Below are 20,801 nucleotides of genomic sequence, written 5' to 3' on the forward strand. Positions count from 1 at the left end.
TCCGGCTCGCCCGGCGTGGGGACGCGGCATGGCCCGCCCGGCGTGGGGACGCGGCGTGGCCCGCCCGGCGTGGGGACGCGGCATGGCTCGCCCGGCGTGGGGACGCGGCATGGCTCGCCCGGCGTGGGGACGCGGCGTGGCTCGCGCGGCGGAACCGGGGTGAGCCTGCGACGCGGTGCCGCTCGGGAAAGCGACGCCGCAGACACACCCCGGCGCTCTCCCCGCCGGGCCGGCCGATCACCTGCCGGAGATGACGATCGTCTCCCCCGGCGAGTCCCCCGCCCCAGACGGCTCCGCCGGCTCAGGCGAGCGCGGCCGATGCGGCAGGCCCGCCAGGCGGGACCGAGGCAGCAGCCACAGGGCCACCACCGCGACCAGCGGACCACCGAGGGCGGCGATCACCAGCGTGTAGACAGGCACCCCGCCGGACTCCTGCCTCGCACCTGGGCTTTCGCGGTCGGCACCGGCACCATCGGAGCTTTCCCGCCCCACACCGGCACTCGAGCCTTCCTGCCCCACCTCGGTAGCACCGGCACTCCCCTGCCCCTGCGGCGTCCGGGTAATCACCGCCGGCCCCCCATCCGGGAACCCTGGCGGCCGCACGGCCCCCCAGAACGACTTCTCCGCCGACATCGGCGCCACCATCTCGGCGGGCACCGGCCTGACCTTCAGCCCGCCCGGAACGGTCAGCGTCCCCACCTCGTACGGCTGGAACAGCCCCTGGACGCCCTCCACCTTCCACACCCCCTCAGGCACGACCACCGACGTGGCGTAGTGCCCGGCCTCCGGCAGCGCCGTGCCGCCGAAGAGCAGGCTCTTCCCGTTCGCCCCGGTGAACCGCAGCCCGACCGCCCCAAGCTCCCCCTCGAACGGATGGGAGCCGTGCTGGAGCACCCAGAACCCCAGCGCGTACGACGTCCCGCCCTCGAACCGGGACGGCGCCGGATCCAGATAGGTCACCGCCCACCCCCCGGCAGCGGCGGCGGGCAGGCCGCCCAGGGCCAGCGCCGCCGCGGCGGCCAGCACGGCCAGAATCCTCTTCATGGGACCACCTCCGGTACAGATACACCGCAGGCGCGGCCCAGGTTCTGCCGGGCCTGCGGCATTTCCCGATACGGCGCGCACAATGGAGGAAAGGCGAGCGCGCCCTGGGGCGGATACATGATCGTCTCGCACGAGGGCGAGGAGATCAGGCTGACCGCGCGACAGGCGGAAACGTGGGCGCGGGGCGCCTTCGCCGTCTACCTGGCGCTGGTCGACCAGGGCCGCATCACCCCGCGCATCCCGCGCGGCACCGCGCAGTCGTAGCCCCGGACCGCCCATGGCGGGCTCGGTAAATCCATCACAGGATTCCCGCCATTCCCGGCGGACGTCCCGCAAAGGGCACGTGGTGCATGTCCAAGGCGCCGGCGGTCAGGACGACTGGTTGTTCATGAACTCCGAGATCTTCCACTTCCCGCCCTCCTTGCCGAGCAGGAACAGCTCGCGGAAGCGCGCCTGCCCCTGCTTGCTCCCGGAGCGGACGACGGCGTTCTCGCCGCTGACGGTGCGCACGTCCACGATGGTGTGCGTGGCCGACAGCAGGTCGGTGGCGCCGTGCAGCTGCTGCTGGTAGAGGCTGCGGATCGCCTTGGTGCCCTCCGCCGTGGCCTCCCCGTCTATCTCGACCACCGCGTTCCGCGCGAACGCGCCGACGATCTGGTCCACGTTCCCCGCCTTGAGCGCGTTGAAGTAGGACTCGACGGCGCCGCGCGGGTGCCCAGCCGTCGTCGCCGTCGTCGTCGCCGTCGCCGTCCCGGTCGGGGACGCGCTCGCGGTGTAGGGCCCGGTCGGGGTCACGGCCGCTTTCATCGCTTGCGTACTGTCACCGCCCACGTCGCAACCGGCGACCAGGAGGACGGGGACGGTCGCCGCCGGTAGAAGTGCCCAGCGCTGAAAAACCTTGCTCATGGCCGCTTTGATGCCCGCGCGCGTCATGAGCGAATGCGGCGTTTGGCCACTTCGCACGACGCCTTTAGCTCGTTGGGGTGTTACTCACGGTAACGGTTCACTGGATTTGCTGAGACCGGTCAGAGCTCCGATCGTTGCCGCCCCGAGACCAGCGCACCGGGCACCGCCGATAGCGTCCGTCCAGTGCTGCGAATCCAGGCGAACCCCGAACCCCTCCCCCAGCGCGAGGACGCCGAACGTTGCGACAGCATCGATTCAGAACGGCGTTGCGTGTTGCCGCTGGCCCATCGAAGCCCGCACGTCTACCCCCCGGTGGAGACTGGAGCATAGCCCTCGGCTTGGCGTCGGCGCAGCCGATATGCCAGAACGGCATCACTCCCGTCTGAGAGGGAGGACGGCAAGCCCGCTCGGCCGCCGCTTCCCCCACGCGAGGGAGGCGTTCCCCGGGCCCGTCGGCTAGCTTCTGGACCCGTGACGGTTCCCTGGAAGCCCTGGAAGGCGGTGCTCTACCAGCTGCTCGGCGCGGCGTTGCTGACGCCGGTGGCGGCGGTCCTGGCGATGGCGCTCGTGACGGAGGTGTCCCTGGCGCGGGTGCTGCTGCTGTGGGCGGCGTGCCTGCCCGCGTCGGCGCTCGTGGCGTGCCTGCCCCTGGTGCCGCGGCTTGAGGCCGTCGCCCTGTCGGAGCTGCTCGGGGTGGCCGTGCCGGACCGCGCCGACCCGGTCTATCTGCGGGTGCTGACGGCGCTGCACCTGTTCGTGGGGGCGACGCTGAGTGCCGGGGTGCTGGCGCTGGCGCCCGCGCTCACCCGATGGCAGGCCGCCCAGGACGACCTGGCGCAGGTGTCCGTCATGGCCGTGGCCGTGCTGGCGGTGATGGTGGCGGCGGGGGCCGGGCAGCAGCGGGTGGCGCGCCGGCTGCTGCGCTCCGACCCGTCGCTGGTGATCGAGGAGCTCGGCCGCCGCCAGAGCCTGGCGCTGGAGCTGCACGACTCGGTGGGGCACGCGCTCAGCGTCGTCCTGGTGCAGGCCATGGCGGCCCAGGCGGCCCTGGGGCGGCCGGAGACGGTGCCGGTGGCCGGGCGCTCGCTGGAGCACCTGGTGGGCACCGCACGTGGCGCCCAGCAGGAGCTGGACGTGCTGCTTCGGGTGCTCGACGAGGGCGGTACGGCGCAGGCGCCCACGCTGGCCGCCCTCGGCGCGCTCGTTCAGGGGCTGGACGTGGAGTGCCGGGCCGATCCGGTGGACCGGGTCCCGGAGGCGGCGTCGCGGGCCGCGTACGCGATCGCCAGAGAAGCGGTCACGAACGCGCTCAAGCACGGGCGGGGGCGGGTCCGGGTGGACCTCACCGTCCGGCACCGCACCGACCCCGAGGTGGCCGCGGTCAGGGGCTGCGGGCTTTCGAGGGCGAAGGAGGAGGTGGCCGCAGTCAGTGGCCGGGGTCGTTCGGCGGGCGGCGCCGGCGGGGCCGACAGGGAGGTCGTGCTGGTCGTGGAGAACGAGATGGCCGGGAGCGCGCCACCGGGGGAAGGACGCGGTCTGGTGGGGATGCGGATGCGGGCGCGCCTGGCCGGCGGGGTGTTCGAGCGGGAGGAGGTGGAGGGCGCATGGCGGGTGAAGGCGACACTGCCCGCGTGAGCGGGGGCATCCGGGTGGTGCTGGCCGACGACGAGCCGCTCATCCGCTCCGGCTGGGCCACCATGCTCTCCCCGTACGACGACATCGAGGTGATCGGGCAGGCGGCCGACGGCCACGCCGCCGTCGAGCTGGGCCGCGCGGCCGACGTGGTGCTCATGGACATCCGCATGCCCGGCATGGACGGCCTGCGCGCCACCCGCGAGCTGGCCCGCCTCTCGCCGCGCACCCGGGTCGTCGTGGTCACGACGTTCGAGAACGACCAGCTCGTCTGGGGCGCGCTACGCGCCGGCGCGGCCGGCTACGTGCTCAAACGCTCCCCCGCCGCCGACCTCGTCACCGCGATCCGGCTGCGGGACGGCGTGCTCTTCCCCGACGCGCTGCGCCGCATCGCCGCCCCGCGCCCGCGCGCCGCCGCCCACGACCTCACGCCCAGGGAGCTGGACGTCCTGCGCCACCTGGCCCGCGGGCTGAGCAACGCCGAGATCGCCGCCGCCCTGTACGTCACCAGGGAGACGGTCAAGACACACGTCGGCAACGTCCTGGACAAGCTCGGCGCGAGGGACCGCACCCAGGCCGTCGTGCGAGCCTACGACCTGGGTTTGGTCCTGGCGGGCGACTAGGCGCCGACCTCCACGCCGCCGTCCGCCACCCGTACGCGGTAGACCGGCACGGACACCGCGTCCTCGTCCAGGCACTGCCCGGACACCAGCGAGAACACCTGCTTGTGCAGCGGCGAGGCCACGGTCGGCTCGCCCTTCCTGGTGCCGACGATGCCGCGCGAGAGCACGTACGCGCCGGTGAACGGGTCGAGGTTGCCCAGCGCGTGCACCGTGCCGTCGTGCGTGCGGAAGACGGCCACCTGCTCGCCGCCCACCAGGGCGCAGACGCCGCGCTCCGGCAGCATGGCCTCGTAGTCGCAGATCCGCGTCCAGCCGTTCATCGGGCCATCACCGGCTTGATCTGGCCGCGCTCGCTGGCGAAGACGATCGACGGGTCGGGCACGCCGGGGGCGTTGACGAAGGTGACGAACCTGTTCAGCTTCTCGGGGTCGTCCAGCGTGGCCGCCCACTCGTCGGCGTACGTGGCGATGTGGTTGTCCATCTGCGCGTCCAGGTCGGCGCAGATGCCGAGCGAATCTTCCATGATCACCTCGCGGAGATAGTCGAGCCCGCCGTCCAGCGACTCCAGCCAGGTGGAGGTGCGCTGCAGCCGGTCGGCCGTGCGGATGTAGAACATGAGGAACCGGTCGATCGTCCTGATGAGCTCCTCCGAGCTCAGGTCCGTGGCCAGCAGGTCGGCGTGGCGGGGCTTGAAGCCGCCGTTGCCGCCGACGTACAGGTTCCAGCCCTGCTCGGTGGCGATGATCCCGAAGTCCTTGGACCTGGCCTCGGCGCACTCGCGGGCACAGCCGGAGACGGCCGACTTGAGCTTGTGCGGCGAGCGCAGGCCGCGGTAGCGCAGCTCCAGCGCGATGGCCATGCCCACCGAGTCCTGCACGCCGTAGCGGCACCAGGTCGAGCCCACGCACGACTTCACCGTGCGCAGCGCCTTGCCGTAGGCGTGGCCGGACTCGAACCCGGCGTCCACCAGCCGCCGCCAGATCTCCGGCAGCTGCTCGACCCGGGCTCCGAACAGGTCGATGCGCTGCCCGCCGGTGATCTTCGTGTAGAGGCCGAAGTCACGGGCCACCTCGCCGATCACGATCAGCTTGTCGGGGGTGATCTCGCCGCCGGGGATGCGCGGGACGACCGAGTACGTGCCGTTCTTCTGCATGTTGGCGAGGAAGTGATCGTTGGTGTCCTGCAGCGTGACCCGCTCGCCGTCGAGCACGTGGCCGTTGTAGAGCGAGGCCAGGATCGAGGCCACGGCCGGCTTGCAGATGTCGCAGCCCCTGCCCTGCCCGTGTTCGGTGATGAGCTGGGAGAACGTGGTGATCTTGCGGACCCGTACGATGTCGAACAGCTCGGCCCGCGAGTACGTGAAGTGCTCGCACAGCGCCTTGCTGACCTCGACGCCCGACTTCTCCAGCAGCTGCTTGAGCATCGGCACGCAGCTGCCGCAGGTCGTGCCGGCGCGGGTGCAGGCCTTGATGCCGGGCACGTCGGTGACGCCCTTGTCGGCGATGGCCGTGCGGACGTCGCCCGCGCACACGTTGTTGCAGGAGCACACCTGCGCCTCGTCGGGCAGGTCGAGACTGGCCCCGGCCCCGCTGAAGAGCAGGTCGGACGGCGAGGCGGGCAGCGCCTTGCCGACGAAGGGCCGCAGGGACGTGTACGGCGAGGCGTCGCCCACGCAGATCCCGCCGAGCAGCGTCTTGGCGTCGTCGCTGATGAACAGCCTCTTGTAGACGCCGCCCACCGGGTCCATGTAGGTGACGTCGAGCGCCCCCGACATGGCCCCGAACTGCGCCACCTCCACACCCAGCAGCTTGAGCTTGGTGGACATGTCGGCGCCCTCGAAGGCCGAGGACCCGCCCATGATCCGGTCGGCCGCCACCTCGGCCATCGAGTTGCACGGCCCGACCAGGCCGTAGACCATGCCGCCGACGAGCGCGCACTCGCCGACCGCGTAGATCGAGGGGTCGGAGGTGAGCATCGAGGAGTCGACCACGATGCCGCCCCGCTCCCCGACCTCCAGCCCGGACGACCTGGCCAGCTCGTCACGCGGCCTGATGCCCGCCGAGAAGACCACGACCTGCGCGTCCAGCACCGTGCCGTCCGGCTTGCGCAACCCGGTGACCTCGCCGTCCACGGTGACGATCTCCTGGACGCCCGCCCCGGCGTGCACGCCGAGCCCGAGGCCCTCGATGTGGGACTTCAGCACCGCGCCGCCGCCCTCGTCCACCTGCCGCGGCATCAGCCAGGGGCTCATCTCGACGATGTGCGCCTTCAGCCCGAGCGCGCGCAGCGCGTCGGCGGCCTCCAGTCCGAGCAGCCCGCCGCCGACCACGACGCCCTCGGCCGCGTCCTTGGCGGCCACCCGGATGGCGTCCAGGTCGTCGATGGTGCGGTAGACGAACGCGTGCTCGGCGCCCGGCACCGGCGGCACGAACGGCGCCGACCCGGTGGCCAGCACGAGCACGTCATACGGCTCGGTGGCGCCGTCGGCCAGGGTGACCTCGCGGGCCTCCCGATCGATCCCGATGACCCGGCTGCTCAGCCGCGTCACGACCCCCGCGGGCACCTCGTAGGTGAGGTCCTCCACGGTGACGCCGGAGAGGTAGGAGGTGAGCGCCACCCGGTCGTAGGCCGGGCGCGGCTCCTCCCCGATCACGGTGATCCGGCCGTCGAAGCCCTTGTCCACCAGGGTTTCGACGAGCCGGTGGGCCGTCGGCCCGTACCCAACGACGACGATCCTGCTCATACTGAAATCCCTTCCTGCTCGCACAGCCAGCCGACGATGCCCTCCACGGCGTCGCGGCAGGTTCCGCATCCGGTCGTCGCCCTGGTCGCGGCCGCCACTCCGGCCACGTCGCGGGCCCCGGCCTCCCAGCACGCCCTGATCTGGCCCTTGGTCACGTTGTTGCACTGACAGACCTTGGCCGCGTCCGGCATCAGCGTCGGGCTGTCGGCCACCGGCGCCGACGACAGCCCGGGGAACAGCAGCCCTGCCCGGTCCCCCGGCACCGGCGCGCCCCGGTCGAAGAGCTGGGTGAGCGTGCCGACGGCGTCGCTCTCGCCCAGCAGGATCGCGCCCACCAGCCGACCGTCGCGGATGACGAGCTTGCGGTAGGTGCCGCGGGCCCGGTGGCTGAAGCGCACCACCTCGGCGTGCTCCTCGGTGAGCTGGGTCTCGCCCATGGCGGCCAGCTCGACGCTCCTGGCCTTGAGCCGGGTGACCAGGCGGGAGCCCCGGTAGAGGGCCTTGCCGCCGGTGATGACGTCGGCGGCCACGGCGGCCTGCTCCCAGGCGGGGGCGACCAGGCCGTACACGGTGCCCTCGTGTTCGGCGCACTCGCCGATGGCGAAGATCGACGGGTCGTCGGTGCGCAGCTCGTCGTCCACGACGATGCCGCGCCGCACCTCCAGCCCCGCCGCGGCGGCCGGCCCGGTGACGGGGCGGACGCCGCAGGCCAGCACGACGAGGTCGCCCTCGATCAGCTCGCCGCCGGCCAGCAGGACGCCGTCCTCCCGCACCGACTCGGCGCTGACGCCGGTGCGGATCTCGACGCCGAGCCCGGCGAGCGTCTCGCCGAGCACCTCGCCCGCCTCGACGTCGAGCTGGCGCTCCATGAGGTGCCCGGCCAGGTGCAGCAGCGTCACGGGCAGGCCGCGCCCGGCCAGCCCGCGGGCGGCCTCGATGCCGAGCAGGCCGCCGCCGACGACCACGGCCCGGCGGGCCTGGTCCGCGGCCTCCATGATGCGCTCGCAGTCGTCGAGCGTGCGGAACGGGATGGCCCGCTCCACGCCCGGGATCGGCGGCACGATCGCCTCGCTGCCCATGGCCAGGACCAGCAGGTCGTACGGCTCGCGCCGCCCGCCCTCGGTCACCACGTGCCTGGTCTCCCTGTCGATGTGGGCGACCGCGTCGCCGAAGGCGGCCTCGACGTGGTGGGCGTCGTACCAGGAGGATTCGAGCAGCCTCACCTGCTCGGGACGCGAGCTGCCGGCCAGCACGTTGGACAGCAGCACCCTGTTGTACGGCTGGCGCGACTCCGCGCCGAAGATCGTGATCCTGATGTGCGGGTCCCTGGTCCGTACCTCGCTGACCAGCCGCGACCCGGCCATCCCGTTGCCGACGACGACGAGCCTCATACGTCCCTCTCCACCCTGACAGCGCAGACCTTGAACTCCGGCATCCTGGAGGTCGGATCAAGGGCCGGGTTGGTGAGCCGGTTGGCGCCCTCCCAGTGGAAGGGCATGAAAACGGTGTCGCGCCTGATGGCGTCGCTGATCCTGGCCACGGCCTTCCCCTCGCCTCTCCTGCTGCTGACCCGTACGACGTCCCCGGGCGAGATGTCGAGCTGCTCGGCGAGGTCCGGGTGCAGCTCGACGAACGGCTCGGGAGCCGCCTGGACGAGCGGCGCGATCCTGCGGGTCTGGGCGCCGCTCTGGTAGTGGGCGAGCACCCGTCCGGTGCTCAGGTAGATCGGGTAGTCCTGGTCGGTCTCCTCGGCCGCGGGCCGGTGCTGGACGGGGACGAACCTGGCGCGGCCGTCCGGGTGGGCGAAGGAGTCGAGGAACGGGCGCGGCGTGCCGGGGTGCTCCGGCTCGGGGCAGGGCCAGAAGACGCCCTTCTCGGCGGCGATGCGCTCGTAGGTGATGCCCGAGTAGTCGGCCGTCCCGCCCTTGCTCGCCCGGCGCAGCTCGTCGAAGATCTTGACCGGCTCGGTCTCGAGGTGGTGCCCGAGCCGCTCGGCGAGCCCGGCGAGCACGTCGAGGTCGCTCCTGACGCCCTCGGGCGGCGCCACGGCCCGGTTGCGGAGCAGGACGCGGCCTTCGAGGTTGGTCATGGTGCCGCTCTCCTCGGCCCACTGCGTGACCGGGAAGACCACGTCGGCCAGCGCCGCGGTCTCGGACATGACGAAGTCGCAGGTCACGAGCAGGTCGAGGGAGGCGAGGCGCTCGGCCACGTGCTCGGCGGCGGGTGCGGAGATCACGGGGTTGGAGCCGAACAGCAGCAGCGCCCGCGGCCCGCCGGGGGTGCCGAGGGCGTCGAGCAGCTCGTACGCCGACCGCCCCGGCCCCGGGAGGCTGTCGGCCGGGACGCCCCACACGCCGGCCACGTGCTCGCGGGCCGCCGGGTCGTCGATCTTGCGGTAGCCGGGGAGCTGGTCGGCCTTCTGCCCGTGTTCCCTGCCGCCCTGGCCGTTGCCCTGCCCGGTCACGCACCCGTACCCGGAGCCGTGCCGGCCGGGCAGGCCCAGCGCCAGCGCCAGGTTGATGAACGCGCTGACCGTGTCGGTGCCCTTGGCGTGCTGCTCGGCGCCGCGCCCGGTCAGGATGTAGGCGTTGCCCGCCGCTGCCAGCGCCCGGACCGCCTGCCGCATCCGGTAGACCGGCACCCCGGTGATCCGTTCCACCCGCTCCGGCCACCAGGCGGCCAGCGAGGTGCGGACCTCGTCGAAGCCGGTGGTCCTGGCGGCCACGTACGCCTCGTCCACGAGCTCGTCGGCGATGGCCAGGTGCAGCATCCCGAGCGCGAGGGCCAGGTCGGTGCCGGGCGTGGGCTGCAGGTGCAGCCAGGCCAGTCTGGCCGTCTGGGTGCGCCGCGGGTCGATGACGATCATCCGGGGGCCGGACAGGTGGCGCACGAACGGCGGCATGGTCTCGGCGACGTTCCCGCCGGCCAGCAGCACGACGTCGGCCTCGGCCAGGTCGGTGATGGGGAACGGCATGCCGCGGTCCATGCCGAACGCCTTGATGGAGGCGGCGGCGGCCGACGACATGCAGAAGCGGCCGTTGTAGTCGATCTGGCTGGTGCCCAGCGCGACCCTGGCGAACTTGCCGAGCGTGTAGGCCTTCTCGTTGGTGAGCCCGCCGCCGCCGAACACGGCCACGCCGTCGGGGCCGTGTTCGGCGCGGATCGCGGACAGCCGCTCGGCCACGTGGTCGAGCGCGACCTCCCACTCCACGGGCTCGCCGTGCAGGAGCGGGGTGGTCAGGCGCTCGCCGTTGGTGAGCAGCTCGCCCGCCGTCCAGCCCTTCTGGCACAGCGCGCCGGAGGCGTTGGCGGGGATGTCGGTCCTGGGGCTGATGGCCAGCCCCGGGCCGATCTCCATGCCGCACTGGAGTGCGCAGTACGGGCAGTGTGTCCTGGTCACGTCAGACCCGGGCATAGGCGAGGCTCGCCACCACCGAGGCGCCGACCTTGCGGGTGTAGCACCACCAGGTCAGGGCGAAACAGGACACGTAGAAGACGCCGAAGGCGAGGAAGGCGGGCGCCGGGGTCCCGGCGGCGGCGAACGACATCCCGAACGCCCGGTTGATGAGGAACCCGCCCAGCGCTCCCACCGCCGAGATGATGCCGATGGCGGCCGAGGCCTGGCGCTTGCCGTACAGCAGGGACTCCTCGCCCTCGCCGCGCTCGGCGACGGCCTTGGCCTGGAAGATGGCCGGGATCATGCGGTACGTGGAGCCGTTGCCGATGCCGGCGGTGATGAAGAGGAGCTGGAAGGCCAGGAAGAACATCCAGAAGCCGCCGGAGGTGCTGGCCAGCCAGACCAGCAGCACGCCGCCGCCCATCCCGGCGAAGTTCCACAGCGTGACGGGGGCGCCGCCGAGCTTGTCGGCCAGCCAGCCGCCCACCGGCCTGATCAGCGAGCCCAGCAGCGGCCCGACGAACGCCACGGCGGCGAAGGGGGCGTCGGGGAAGAGGCTCTTGCTGAGCAGCGGGAAGGCCGTGGAGTAGCCGATGAACGAGCCGAAGGTCCCGATGTACAGGAACGACATGATCCAGGTCTGGGCCTTGCCCGCCACCGCGAGCTGCTCGCGCGGGTTGGCCCTGGCGCTGGTGAGGTTGTCCATGAAGAAGAAGGCGCAGGCGCCGGCCACGACGACGAACGGGATCCAGAACCACCCGGCCGCGGCCAGCCCGAACGCGCCGATCACCAGCGGCATGACGAGTTGGACCGAGCTGACGCCGATGTTGCCGCCCGCGGCGTTCAGCCCCAGGGCGATCCCCTGCTTGTGGCGGGGGTAGAAGTAGGTGATGTTGGCCATGCTGGAGGCGAAGTTCCCGCCGCCGACCCCGGCCAGCGCCGCGATCACCAGGAACAGCCAGTACGGCGTGTCCGGGTTGCCGACCGCCACGCCGAGCAGCACGGCCGGGATGAGCAGCAGCGCCGCGCTCACCACGGTGAAGTTGCGCCCGCCGAACCTGGCCGGGCCGAACGTGTAGGGGACGCGCAGCACCGAGCCGACCAGGTTGGGCAGCGCGACCAGCCAGAAGAGCTGGTCCGTGGAGAACTTGTAGACCCCCATCTTGGTGGCCACGATGCTCCACAGCGTCCACACGGTGAAGCCGAGGTGCTCGGCGACGATCGAGAAGATCAGGTTGCGCCGTGCGACGCGCTTGCCTGAGCTCTCCCAGAAAGCTGGGTCATCGGGGTGCCACTCGGCGATCCAGCGCGCCATCGACTTTCTCCTACACTCGGCGTCCGGGGGGAACTCCAAAGTAGGAAGCGCGCGTTACGCACTTTGACGATCCGTGGCTGTGCGTTCGTTACGTGTGATTCACCGGCGTAACAAGCCACGCACATGCGTCACGAAGGAAACATGCTCGTAATACGGCCTGACGATCAGGCGTAATCTTCTGCGCGGCTTGTCACGATACGTGAGCGATCAGTCCTGGCGGCCGGCCAGGCGCCGCAGCGGCTCGTCGGTCAGCCGGTACTTCAGCCACTCGTCCTGGCGCACCGCGCCGAGCTTTTCGTAGAAGCCGATGCTGGGCTCGTTCCAGTCGAGCACCGACCATTCGAAGCGCTGGTAGCCGCGCTCGGCGCAGATCGCGGCCAGCTCCTTCATGAGCGAGAGGCCGTGGCCGCCGCCCCGGTGCTGGGGGCGTACGTACAGGTCCTCCAGGTAGATGCCGTGCACGCCCCGCCACGTCGAGAACGTCAGGAACCAGAGCGTGAAGCCGGCCACCTCGCCGTCGTGCTCGGCGATGTGGGCGAAGGCGGCCGGCTGGTCGGAGAAGAGCGCGGTGTGCAGCTGCTCCTCGGTGACCCTCGCCTCGTGCGCGGCCTTCTCGTACTCGGCGAGCTCACGGATCATGTTGACGATTTCGGGCACGTCGGCGGGTGTCGCGGGGCGAATCATGGCACCCAGCGTATGGCCCTCCCCGATTGAACCCGCCCAGTGTGTCGAACGTCGTAGTTCTCAGAACGGTATTCGGGGACCGTGGCAGACGCTCAGTCAAGGCATCGGACAGGGGGAGCGGAACCGATGGGCGTTGCGCAGCGAACGGGGGTACTCCTGCCCTCGTGCCCCGATCTCAAGCTGGCCCTCGTGCTGGGCGAGCGGGCGCTGTTCGTGAACGGCGACCTGCAGACCGCACGGCGCTGGTTCGACTCGGCGTACCGGCTGGCCGAGCTCTGCGGCGACCCGTCGTCGCTGGCGCGGGCGGCCCTGGGCCTGGACGGGATCTGGGTCCACGAGCACAGGACGTGTGCGGAGTCGGAGATGGTACGCGCCCGCCAGCGGCACGCGCTGGCCGAGGCGCTGAGCCTGGCGCACCACTGCCTGCTCGGCCCCGGGCACGCGGCGATCAGGCTGGAGCTGGCGAGTGAGCTGATCGGCCAGGCCGCCGTCACCGAGCGCGGGGGCGACCTGCTGATGGGCCTGCTGTGGCGGACGGTCGACCTCTACCTGGCCGCCGACCCGCACGCGGAGCGCGGCCTGGAGGAGCTGCGCGGCCTGCTGGCCGGCCACGACCACCTCGCGGTCGGGTACGTGGCCGACGCGATCGAGGTCATGCTGACCATCCGGGCGGGCCGCTTCGCCGAGGCCGAGAAGCGGGCCGGCGAGTGCTTCGAGCGCGGCGTGGCCGCCGGCGACATGGACGCGACCGGCTGGTACGGCGGCCAGCTCGGCGCCATCCGCTGGTTCCAGGGCCGGGCCGCCGAGCTGCTGCCCGTGCTGTCGGACCTGGTCAGCTCGCCCACGCTGAGCCCGATCGACAACTCCTACCTGGCGGGCCTGGCGCTGGCCGCGGCCGTCGCGGGCGACCGGCGCGCGGCGGCCGGGCACCTGGCCAGGCTGCGTGTGGAGGAGATGCCGGGGTCGAGCACCTGGCTGGTCTCGATGTACTGCGTCGTGGAGACCGCCCACCTGCTGCAGGACCCGGACACGGCCGCGCGGGCGTACGCGCTGCTGCGCCCGTTCGCGGACCTGCCGGTGGTCGCCAGCCTGGGCGTGGCCTGCTTCGGCTCCGCGCACCACTCGCTGGGCATGGCCGCGCTCACCACCGGGGACCTGCCGACGGCGGTGGAGCACCTGCGGGCGGCCGTGCGGGGGAACCTCGCCCTGGAACACTGGCCGGCCGCCGCGCTGTCGAGGTGGCGGCTGGGCCAGGCGCTGGCGCTGCGCGACGGGGTGCGGGACCAGGCGGCCGCCCGGGAGCAGGCCGTCGCCGCGCGGGAGGCCAGGGAGCTGGGCATGGTGCTGCCTGCCGTGGTCGGGCGCTCGTCCGCGGGGCGGGACGGCTGCCGCCTGCGCAGGCACGGGCGGCGCTGGCAGGTCGAGCTGGGCGGGCGGCTCGCGCTCGTCGACCACAGCGTGGGGATGGGGGCACCTGGCCACGCTGGTCGCCAATCCGGGCCGGGAGATCCTCGCCGCCGACCTGGCCGCGGGGGCCTGGACGCGCGAGCCGGAGGGCGGGTCGGCCCAGCCGCTGCTGGACGAGCAGGCCAGGGACGCCTACCGGCAGCGGCTGGGCCGGCTGGAGGCGGAGATCGACGAGCTGGAGTCGATGAACGACCTGGAGCGGGCGGCGGGGCTGCGGCTGGAGCGCGAGTGGCTGGTGGCGGAGCTGGCGGCGGCGACGGGCATCGGCGGGCGGGCGCGGCCGTTCACGGGGAGCGAGGAGCGGGCCAGGATCGCCGTGGGCAAGGCGATCAGGCGGGCGCTGGCGCGGATCTCGGCGGTGGACCCGGCGATCGGGGAGGAGCTGCGCGCCACGGTGCAGACGGGGCTGCGCTGCTGCTACCGGCCCCGATAGTGGACCGGTGGTGGAACGGAATGTCACGCCCCAGGTGAAGGGGGCCGCGTAGCACTTTCACCTGGGGGATGTCTCATGCGTAGTCCGCGAAGGCTCAGCGTGCCGATCCAGCTCGATCGCGACCTGCCGGAGCCGCTGCACGACCAGCTCGCCGCCCAGCTCCGGCGGGCCATCGCCGGGGGCCGGCTGATCGGCCGGATGCCGTCCACCCGCACCCTGGCCGCGGTGCTGGGGGTCTCGCGCGGGGTCGCGCTGGCGGCGTACGAGGTGCTCCTGGCCGAGGGGCACATCACGGGCCGGCACGGCTCGGGCACGTACGTGTCGGGGCCGGAAGACGGCGCGGTCCCGCGGACGTTGGCCAGGCGCTCGGGCCAGGAAGACGGCGCGGCTCCGCGGGCGGTGGCCGGGCGCTCGGGCCCGGTGGACGCCCGCGAGGCGGTGGTGGACCTGCGGTGGGACCGGCCGAGCACGCAGGCGTTCCCGCTGGCCGCGTGGCGGGCGGCGTGGCGGCGGGCCAGCCACCAGGCGCCGCCCGTGGACGAGCCGCCGGCGGCCGGGCTGCCGGAGCTGCGCGCGGCGATCGCCGCGTACCTGCGCGAGTCGCGCGGCCTGGTGCTCGACGGTCACGAGGTGGTCGTCACGGCGGGCTACGCCGACGCGCTGGCGCTCATCCTGCGGGCCCGGCACGGCGCGGGCGGGGCGCTGATCGCCCTGGAGGACCCGGCCCCGCCGGGGCTCAGGCGGGCGCTCGCCCGGCTCGGCACCGTGCTCCCGCTGCGCACGGACGGTTCGGGCGCGCGTCCCGACCTCGTCCCCGCCGGGTGCGACGTGGTGGCCGTCCTGCCCGAACGCGGCGCGCTCGGCGCCCGGATGCCCACGGAACGCCGCCTGGCCCTGGCCGCGTGGGCGCGTGAGAGTGGCGGCCTCGTGCTCGAACCCGCCTTCGACGGCCTGTTCAACCCCTCGCTCAGCCCGCGCCCCAGCGTCCTGGCCCTGGGCGAGGCGGGGTCCACGGCCATGGTGGGCTCGTTCTGCGACCTGCTCACGCCGACGCTGCGGCTGGCGTTCGCGGTGGTGCCGCGGCGGCTGGCGGGGGCGATCGAGGAGGGCATGTCCGCGGGCCACGGCCAGCCGTCGTCCACCTGCCAGCTCGCGGTGCGCGACCTGCTCGCGTCGGGCTGCGTGGCCGGGCGCGCGGAGCGGCTGTCGGTCCTGTACGGGGCCAAACGGGCGTTCGTCCGGCAGGCGCTCGGGGCCTACCCCGACACCCGCCTGCTCGGGGCCGGCACCGGCGCGGCCGCCGCGCTGCTGCTTCCCGCGGCGGTCAGGGCCGGGTCGGTCGTCGCCGGCCTGCTGGCGCGCCGCGTCCTGGTGGCCGACCTCGCGGAGTTCTGCCACGAGCGCGGGGTCCGGCACAACGGCATCGCCTTCGGCTACGGGCATCTGGACCCGGTCACGCTGCGCAGAGCGCTGCACGCCCTGACCGGCACGCTCGACGACCACCGCCTCCCCCGCCGCTCGGCCGCCTAGCCCCGGGCCTGGGTACGGTTCCCATCCGGGAGACTGTTCCCATGGAACAACGCACGTTGGGACGAACAGGACGCCAGGTGGGCACGGTCGGCCTCGGCGCGTGGCAGCTCGGCGCCGACTGGGGCCAGGTGACGGAGGACGAGGCGTTCGCCACCCTGGGGGCCGCCGTGGACGCCGGGGTCACCTTCATCGACACGGCCGACGTCTACGGCGACGGCCGGAGCGAGCAGATCGTCGGCCGCTTCGCCAAGGGGCGGCCGGAGCTGACCGTGGCCACCAAGATGGGCCGCCGGCTGGAGCAGATCCCGGCCAACTACGTGATGTCCAACTTCCGGGCCTGGAACGAGCGCTCGCGCCAGAACCTCGGTGTGGACACCCTCGACCTGGTCCAGCTCCACTGCCCGCCGACGCCGGTGTACTCGACGGACGCGGTGTTCGACGCCCTGGACACGCTGGTGGCCGAGCAGAAGATCGCCGCGTACGGGGTCAGCGTGGAGACGTGCGACGAGGCGCTGACGGCGATCGCGCGGCCCGGGGTGGCGTCCGTGCAGATCATCCTCAACGCGTTCCGGCTCAAGCCGCTGGAGCGGGTGCTGCCCGCCGCCCGGGCCGCCGGGGTGGGCATCATCGCGCGGGTCCCGCTGGCCAGCGGCCTGCTGTCCGGCCGGTACGACGAGCACACGACCTTCGGCGCGGACGACCACCGCACCTACAACCGGCAGGGGGAGGCGTTCGACGTCGGCGAGACCTTCTCGGGCGTGGACTTCCGCACGGGCCTGGAGGCGGTCCGCCGCCTGGCTCCCCTGGTCCCGGAGGGCCTGACGATGGCCCAGTTCGCGCTCCGCTGGATCCTCGACCAGCCCGGCGTGTCGGTGGTGATCCCCGGCGCCCGCAACGCGTCCCAGGCCACCGCGAACGCGGCCGCCGCGTCGTCCCCGCCGCTGCCGCCGGCCACGCTCGAAGCAGTCTCGGCCGTCTACGACGACCTGATCCGGCCGCAGGTCCACGACCGCTGGTAGCCGTCCCCGTCCCCGTCCCCGTCTCCCCGTCCCCCCGTCCTCGTTCCCGCCTCCCCCACCGGCGAGCACCGCATCCGGGTCCCGCTACGGCGTTTCCCGCCCGAGGCCGGCCTGATCCCGGTCGAAGACCGCCGGCACCGGTGGGCCGGGACCCGAGGATGGCCTGCCCGGTGCGGTGAGAGCCCTATGGCGAAGGGGTGAGGCACGCGTGGCGGGGACGGCCGGCGGACCATGATTGTCGGTGGCGGCGCGTAGCGTCGCCGCTGTGAATCGTACCGACCGGCTCTACGCGCTCGTCGAAGACCTGCGCGCCATCGCGCCCCGCTGCCGCTCCGCCCGCGAGCTGGCCAAGCGGTTCGAGGTGAGCGCGCGCACGATCGAGCGCGACATCACCGCCCTGCAGGAGTCAGGGGTGCCGATCTACGCCGAGCCGGGCCGCAAGGGCGGTTACGCGATCGACAAGAAGATGTCCCTGCCCCCGCTCAACTTCACCCCGGCCGAGGCGGTGGCCATCGCGGTGGCGCTCAGCCAGGCCGGCGACCAGCCGTTCGGCCGGCAGGCCCGCAGCGCGTTACGCAAGGTCGTGGCCGCGATGCCGGGCTCCGAGGGCGATCTGGCCAGGGAGCTGGCGCGGCGCGTGCAGCTCGTCCACCCCCCGCCGGAGCCCGGCTCCGCCGAGATCCGGCCGCTCGGGGGCGAGGGCATCTCCCGGGCCATCGAGGAGGCGCTGCTGCGGCGGCGCGTGCTCAGGCTCGAATACGCCGACGCCAAGGGCGCGCTGACCTCGCGGGACGTCGAGCCGGGGGTGTTCCTGGGCGGGCGGGGCGGGTTCTGGTATCTCGTGGCCTGGTGCCGGTTACGCGATGACGTGCGGGTCTTCCGCCTCGATCGCATCGCCGCCGCGACCGTGACCGCCGAGCGCAGCCCCGACCGGCCGCTCGAAGGCTTCGCCGCCGACGTGCCCAACATGATCGTGGACACCGCCATGCTCGATTAGTCAATCGAAAACACCGACATAGGGTTGTCGCCCTCGCGTTAGATCGTTGTTTTGTTCGAGAAAGATCAGTGACGAGGAGACGACGATGGACAACACCGTGACCTGGTTCGAGATCGCGACCGACGATCCCGAAGGCGCCCAGGCGTTCTACGGCGGGTTGTTCGGCTGGACGTTCAGCGCCGGCGAGGGGCCGATCGACTACCGGATGATCGGCTACCCGGGCGGCGAGCAGGTCGGCGGCGGGCTGTTCAACACCAAGGGCGAGTTCCCGGCGCACGCGATCTTCCACGTGCAGGTGGCCGACGTCGAGGCGGCCTGCGCCAAGAGCGAGTCGCTGGGCGGCAAGGTGATCACGAAGGTGATCGACGACGGCGCCGGCACCGACTTCGCCTACCTGCGTGACACGTCCGGGAGCGTCTTCGGGGTCTTCCACCGCAGGTGAGCTTCCCTCACAGGTGAATCACCCGTTCGAGGGCCGGGGAGAACGCCTTCCCCGCTGACCCCCGGCATCCGGACGGGCCGCTTCCGAGGAGCGGTTTCACCCCGTGCCCTGGACACGCCGCCGATCGCCGAGCGGCGGCGCGTCCAGGGCCACCATCTCCTTCGTCAGAAGGCGGCCTTGGACAGCCAGCGCTTGAGGAGGTCCGCGTCGCCGTAGACGGTCAGCGCCTCGGGCGAGCGCCGGCCGTAGATCATGAGCAGCAGGTCCTGGGCCGTCCCCTGCACGGCGCAGTCGCCCTTGGCGTGCCCGCGCGCCCACTCGACCGTCCCGGCCGGGCCCTGGGTGATGGTCCACTCGCCGTCGGCGTCGTTCGCATGGAGGTGGATCGTGGCCCCCTCCGCCTCGAGCTCCGCCAGCGACCGGGTCACCCAGGTCGCGGACGGCAGGTTGTGCAGAAACTCCTCGATGCCGTCGATCGCGACCCCGGCCGGGACGACCGGGTCGATGCCGAGCGCGAGCTCCGCGTCGACCCGGTGGATCACCAGCTCGAAGAGCATCCGGCGGGGCCACCACGACGCCTGCCGGTCCGGGCCCCACGTCCACACCGCCGTCGAGGGGTCGGTGTCGCGGAGCGTGCCGAGCAGCTCGGCCGCCCCGGCACGCAGCCAGGCCGCGTCGCCGCTCTGGCCCTCGGCCAGCCCGCTGGGCACCTGGCGCGACCAGATCCGCTCCTGGGCCTGGTTGCGCAGCACGTGGACGGCCCACCGGTGCGTCTGGCCGACGTGCGTGATCAGCTCGGCGAGCGTCCATCCCGGGCACGTGGGCACCGGGACGGACAGATCCGTGGCCAGGGCCGCCAGGCGGGCGGTCTCGGCGTCGATGAGCGAGTCGTATGTCACAGGCCCCACCCTAGGCCGCCGGGCAGGTCGCGCCCTTCTGCGGCAGCTTGCCGTCGATCAGGAACGAGTCCACGAGCTCCAGCACGCACTTGCTGCCCGACAGGTAGGCGCCGTGCCCCTCGCCCTCGTACGTCACCAGCCTGGCGGTCTTGAGCTGGGCCGTCAGCCTGGGCGCCCACTCGTACGGCGTGGCGGGGTCGCCCTTGCCGCCGATCACGACGATCGGGGCGGAGCCGGTGGCGTTCACGTGCCGCGCCTGATCGCTGCCCTTGGCCGGCCAGACCCGGCACAGCCCGCCGGACCCCTCGCTGCCGAACAGCGGCGAGATCCTCATGGCGGCCGCCTCGGTGCGGCGCAGCTCGGCCTCGCTGGGCCGTTCGGAGGTGTCCACGCAGGTGATGGCCGGGAAGCTGGTCATCTGCGTGGAGTATTTGCCGTCCTGGGAGCGGCCGGTGTAGGAGTCGGCCAGGTAGAGCAGCGCGTCGCCGTGCCCCTTGATCGCCTCCGAGAGCGCCTGCTCCAGGAACGGCCAGGTCAGCTCCGAGTACAGCGCCGCCGCCACGCCCGTGCCGGCCAGGCCCTGGGTGAGCTCGCGGGTGCCGACCTTCAGCGGCTGGGTGGTGAGCTGCTTCATCAGCTTGTCGACGTTCGCGTTGGCGCTCTGCTGGTCCGTGCCGAAGTCGCACTTGTTCTTGACGCACGAGCGCAGGAAGCTCTCGTACGCCTTCTGGAACCCGCGCGTCTGCACCAGCGTGCGCTGCTCGAACGTCACCGTCGGGTCGAGCGGCGCGTCGAGCACCATGCGGCCCACCATCTTGGGGAACTCGGTGGCGTACACGGCGCCGAGCTGCGTGCCGTACGACATGCCGACGTAGTTGAGCTTGGGGTCGCCCACCGCGGCGCGGATCCGGTCCATGTCGCGGGCGGCGTTCACGGTCCCGATGTACGGGAGGATCTTGCCGGAGTGCTGCTGGCAGGCGGCGGCGAACTGCTTGTTGGCCGCCGCGGTCTCCTGGCGGGTCTGGTTGTTCGACGGCAGCGTGTCCAGCGCGGTGAACCTGTCCATCTCCGCGGAGTCGCCGCAGCGCACGCCGGAGCTGCGCTCCACGCCGCGCGGGTCGAAGCTGATCAGGTCGTATCGGGCGCGCAGCCCGGTGAGCGCCTTGGCGGCCTGGTCGAGCGTGTCGACGCCGGAGGCGCCGGGACCGCCGAAGTTGAACACCACCGAGCCCAGCCGGTTCTTGCCCGTGGTGGGCAGCTTGATGAGCGCCAGGTCCAGCTTCTCACCGTCGGGCTTGTTGTAGTCCAGCGGGACGGCCAGCTTCCCGCACCGTACCGAACTGTCCTGGCTGGCCGGTGGCTCGCCGCCGGGACGCTTGATGTCGGTGCACGGCCCCCAGCTGATCGTGCCGGGGTCCGCCGTCGACTGCGTGGCGGGCTCGGCCGGCACGGTGGAGCAACCGGCGACGACCGGGATGAGCAGGGCGGCTAGGACGCGTCGCATAGACAGACTTCTCCCTCGTCTCTCAGGGGGAAGTAGTGCCCACAATACGTGACGCCGCACCATACCTGGGTGAGGCGGCACGTACCCCTCCTGAACGTGCCGCCTCACAGGCCGTACGCCGCGGGCGGAAATGACGGCGCCCCCGCGAGAAGTTCTTCGCGGGGGC

Annotated in this window: 18 protein-coding genes; 8 read left to right on the forward strand and 10 right to left on the reverse strand. The window is 72.6% G+C overall.

Annotation, left to right across the window (positions count from 1 at the left end; all coding sequences use genetic code 11):
• Positions 1 to 237: 237 nt before the first annotated feature.
• A complete protein-coding gene (locus tag H4W80_RS21015; protein WP_192786651.1) occupies positions 238 to 1,044 on the reverse strand; it encodes a hypothetical protein in 807 nt (268 codons plus the stop codon).
• Positions 1,045 to 1,161: 117 nt separating this feature from the next.
• On the opposite strand from H4W80_RS21015, the gene H4W80_RS21020 reads away from it, so the two are divergent.
• Positions 1,162 to 1,308: a hypothetical protein gene (locus tag H4W80_RS21020; RefSeq protein WP_192786652.1), complete on the forward strand. Its 147-nt coding sequence runs from the start codon at positions 1,162 to 1,164 to the stop codon at positions 1,306 to 1,308.
• Between the two features lie 105 nt (positions 1,309 to 1,413).
• On the opposite strand, the gene H4W80_RS21025 is transcribed toward H4W80_RS21020, so the two are convergent.
• The gene (locus H4W80_RS21025) at positions 1,414 to 1,950 is read right to left on the reverse strand and encodes a nuclear transport factor 2 family protein (RefSeq protein WP_192786653.1); all 537 of its coding nucleotides are present in this window, start codon (positions 1,948 to 1,950) and stop codon (positions 1,414 to 1,416) included.
• Positions 1,951 to 2,421: 471 nt separating this feature from the next.
• Here H4W80_RS21025 and H4W80_RS21030 point away from each other — a divergent pair, with 471 nt between their 5' ends.
• Positions 2,422 to 3,585, forward strand: coding sequence for a sensor histidine kinase (locus H4W80_RS21030; protein WP_192786654.1), 1,164 nt, complete (start codon positions 2,422 to 2,424; stop codon positions 3,583 to 3,585).
• On the forward strand, positions 3,582 to 4,205 hold the full coding sequence (locus tag H4W80_RS21035; protein ID WP_318786975.1) for a response regulator transcription factor: 624 nt from the start codon (positions 3,582 to 3,584) through the stop codon (positions 4,203 to 4,205). The genes H4W80_RS21030 and H4W80_RS21035 overlap by 4 nt, the downstream gene beginning before the upstream one ends.
• Here H4W80_RS21035 and nirD read toward each other — a convergent pair.
• From nirD to H4W80_RS21065, 6 genes are all read right to left on the reverse strand, one after another.
• Positions 4,202 to 4,525 carry a nitrite reductase small subunit NirD gene (gene nirD, locus H4W80_RS21040; protein ID WP_192786656.1) on the reverse strand — a complete coding sequence of 108 codons (324 nt, stop codon included), beginning with the start codon at positions 4,523 to 4,525 and terminating at the stop codon, positions 4,202 to 4,204. The genes H4W80_RS21035 and nirD overlap by 4 nt on opposite strands.
• On the reverse strand, positions 4,522 to 6,948 hold the full coding sequence (gene nirB / locus H4W80_RS21045) for a nitrite reductase large subunit NirB (protein ID WP_192786657.1): 2,427 nt from the start codon (positions 6,946 to 6,948) through the stop codon (positions 4,522 to 4,524). Before nirB ends, nirD begins: the two co-directional genes overlap by 4 nt.
• The gene (locus H4W80_RS21050; protein WP_192786658.1) at positions 6,945 to 8,339 is read right to left on the reverse strand and encodes an FAD-dependent oxidoreductase; all 1,395 of its coding nucleotides are present in this window, start codon (positions 8,337 to 8,339) and stop codon (positions 6,945 to 6,947) included. Before H4W80_RS21050 ends, nirB begins: the two co-directional genes overlap by 4 nt.
• Positions 8,336 to 10,348, reverse strand: a complete 2,013-nt coding sequence (locus H4W80_RS21055) for a molybdopterin oxidoreductase family protein (protein WP_318786976.1) — start codon at positions 10,346 to 10,348, stop codon at positions 8,336 to 8,338. Before H4W80_RS21055 ends, H4W80_RS21050 begins: the two co-directional genes overlap by 4 nt.
• Position 10,349: 1 nt before the next feature.
• Positions 10,350 to 11,660, reverse strand: a complete 1,311-nt coding sequence (locus tag H4W80_RS21060) for an MFS transporter (RefSeq protein WP_192786660.1) — start codon at positions 11,658 to 11,660, stop codon at positions 10,350 to 10,352.
• A 207-nt stretch (positions 11,661 to 11,867) separates the two neighbouring features.
• A complete protein-coding gene (locus H4W80_RS21065; RefSeq protein WP_192786661.1) occupies positions 11,868 to 12,344 on the reverse strand; it encodes a GNAT family N-acetyltransferase in 477 nt (158 codons plus the stop codon).
• 126 nt (positions 12,345 to 12,470) lie between these two features.
• Here H4W80_RS21065 and H4W80_RS21070 point away from each other — a divergent pair, with 126 nt between their 5' ends.
• The 5 genes from H4W80_RS21070 to H4W80_RS21090 all read left to right on the forward strand — a co-directional run bounded on the left by H4W80_RS21070 (position 12,471) and on the right by H4W80_RS21090 (position 18,232).
• Positions 12,471 to 14,282, forward strand: a complete 1,812-nt coding sequence (locus H4W80_RS21070; RefSeq protein WP_225966530.1) for a hypothetical protein — start codon at positions 12,471 to 12,473, stop codon at positions 14,280 to 14,282.
• Between the two features lie 37 nt (positions 14,283 to 14,319).
• A complete protein-coding gene (locus H4W80_RS21075; protein ID WP_192786662.1) occupies positions 14,320 to 15,774 on the forward strand; it encodes an aminotransferase-like domain-containing protein in 1,455 nt (484 codons plus the stop codon).
• 41 nt (positions 15,775 to 15,815) lie between these two features.
• Positions 15,816 to 16,793, forward strand: coding sequence for an aldo/keto reductase (locus tag H4W80_RS21080; RefSeq protein ID WP_192786663.1), 978 nt, complete (start codon positions 15,816 to 15,818; stop codon positions 16,791 to 16,793).
• A gap of 265 nt (positions 16,794 to 17,058) precedes the next feature.
• A complete protein-coding gene (locus H4W80_RS21085; RefSeq protein WP_192786664.1) occupies positions 17,059 to 17,790 on the forward strand; it encodes a helix-turn-helix transcriptional regulator in 732 nt (243 codons plus the stop codon).
• Between the two features lie 85 nt (positions 17,791 to 17,875).
• Entirely contained in the window at positions 17,876 to 18,232 is a 357-nt protein-coding gene (locus tag H4W80_RS21090; protein ID WP_192786665.1) for a VOC family protein, read from the forward strand.
• Positions 18,233 to 18,396: 164 nt separating this feature from the next.
• Here the strand turns inward: H4W80_RS21090 and H4W80_RS21095 are convergent, their stop codons facing one another.
• Positions 18,397 to 19,131, reverse strand: coding sequence for a maleylpyruvate isomerase family mycothiol-dependent enzyme (locus H4W80_RS21095; protein ID WP_192786666.1), 735 nt, complete (start codon positions 19,129 to 19,131; stop codon positions 18,397 to 18,399).
• Positions 19,132 to 19,141: 10 nt separating this feature from the next.
• On the reverse strand, positions 19,142 to 20,635 hold the full coding sequence (locus tag H4W80_RS21100) for an alpha/beta hydrolase (RefSeq protein WP_192786667.1): 1,494 nt from the start codon (positions 20,633 to 20,635) through the stop codon (positions 19,142 to 19,144).
• Between the last annotated feature and the right edge of the window lie 166 nt (positions 20,636 to 20,801).

Origin of the sequence: Nonomuraea angiospora (genome assembly GCF_014873145.1) — a bacterium.
In the GTDB taxonomy this organism is placed as follows: Bacteria; Actinomycetota; Actinomycetes; order Streptosporangiales; family Streptosporangiaceae; genus Nonomuraea; species Nonomuraea angiospora.

Excerpts from the sequence above, each read along its gene's own strand:
- H4W80_RS21015 (WP_192786651.1), bottom strand. The coding sequence starts at position 1,044 with ATGAAGAGGATTCTGGCCGTGCTGGCCGCCGCGGCGGCGCTGGCCCTG.
- H4W80_RS21020 (WP_192786652.1), top strand. The coding sequence starts at position 1,162 with ATGATCGTCTCGCACGAGGGCGAGGAGATCAGGCTGACCGCGCGACAG.
- H4W80_RS21025 (WP_192786653.1), bottom strand. The coding sequence starts at position 1,950 with ATGAGCAAGGTTTTTCAGCGCTGGGCACTTCTACCGGCGGCGACCGTC.
- nirD (WP_192786656.1), bottom strand. The coding sequence starts at position 4,525 with ATGAACGGCTGGACGCGGATCTGCGACTACGAGGCCATGCTGCCGGAG.
- nirB (WP_192786657.1), bottom strand. The coding sequence starts at position 6,948 with ATGAGCAGGATCGTCGTCGTTGGGTACGGGCCGACGGCCCACCGGCTC.
- H4W80_RS21050 (WP_192786658.1), bottom strand. The coding sequence starts at position 8,339 with ATGAGGCTCGTCGTCGTCGGCAACGGGATGGCCGGGTCGCGGCTGGTC.
- H4W80_RS21060 (WP_192786660.1), bottom strand. The coding sequence starts at position 11,660 with ATGGCGCGCTGGATCGCCGAGTGGCACCCCGATGACCCAGCTTTCTGG.
- H4W80_RS21065 (WP_192786661.1), bottom strand. The coding sequence starts at position 12,344 with ATGATTCGCCCCGCGACACCCGCCGACGTGCCCGAAATCGTCAACATG.
- H4W80_RS21070 (WP_225966530.1), top strand. The coding sequence starts at position 12,471 with ATGGGCGTTGCGCAGCGAACGGGGGTACTCCTGCCCTCGTGCCCCGAT.
- H4W80_RS21075 (WP_192786662.1), top strand. The coding sequence starts at position 14,320 with ATGCGTAGTCCGCGAAGGCTCAGCGTGCCGATCCAGCTCGATCGCGAC.
- H4W80_RS21080 (WP_192786663.1), top strand. The coding sequence starts at position 15,816 with ATGGAACAACGCACGTTGGGACGAACAGGACGCCAGGTGGGCACGGTC.
- H4W80_RS21090 (WP_192786665.1), top strand. The coding sequence starts at position 17,876 with ATGGACAACACCGTGACCTGGTTCGAGATCGCGACCGACGATCCCGAA.
- H4W80_RS21100 (WP_192786667.1), bottom strand. The coding sequence starts at position 20,635 with ATGCGACGCGTCCTAGCCGCCCTGCTCATCCCGGTCGTCGCCGGTTGC.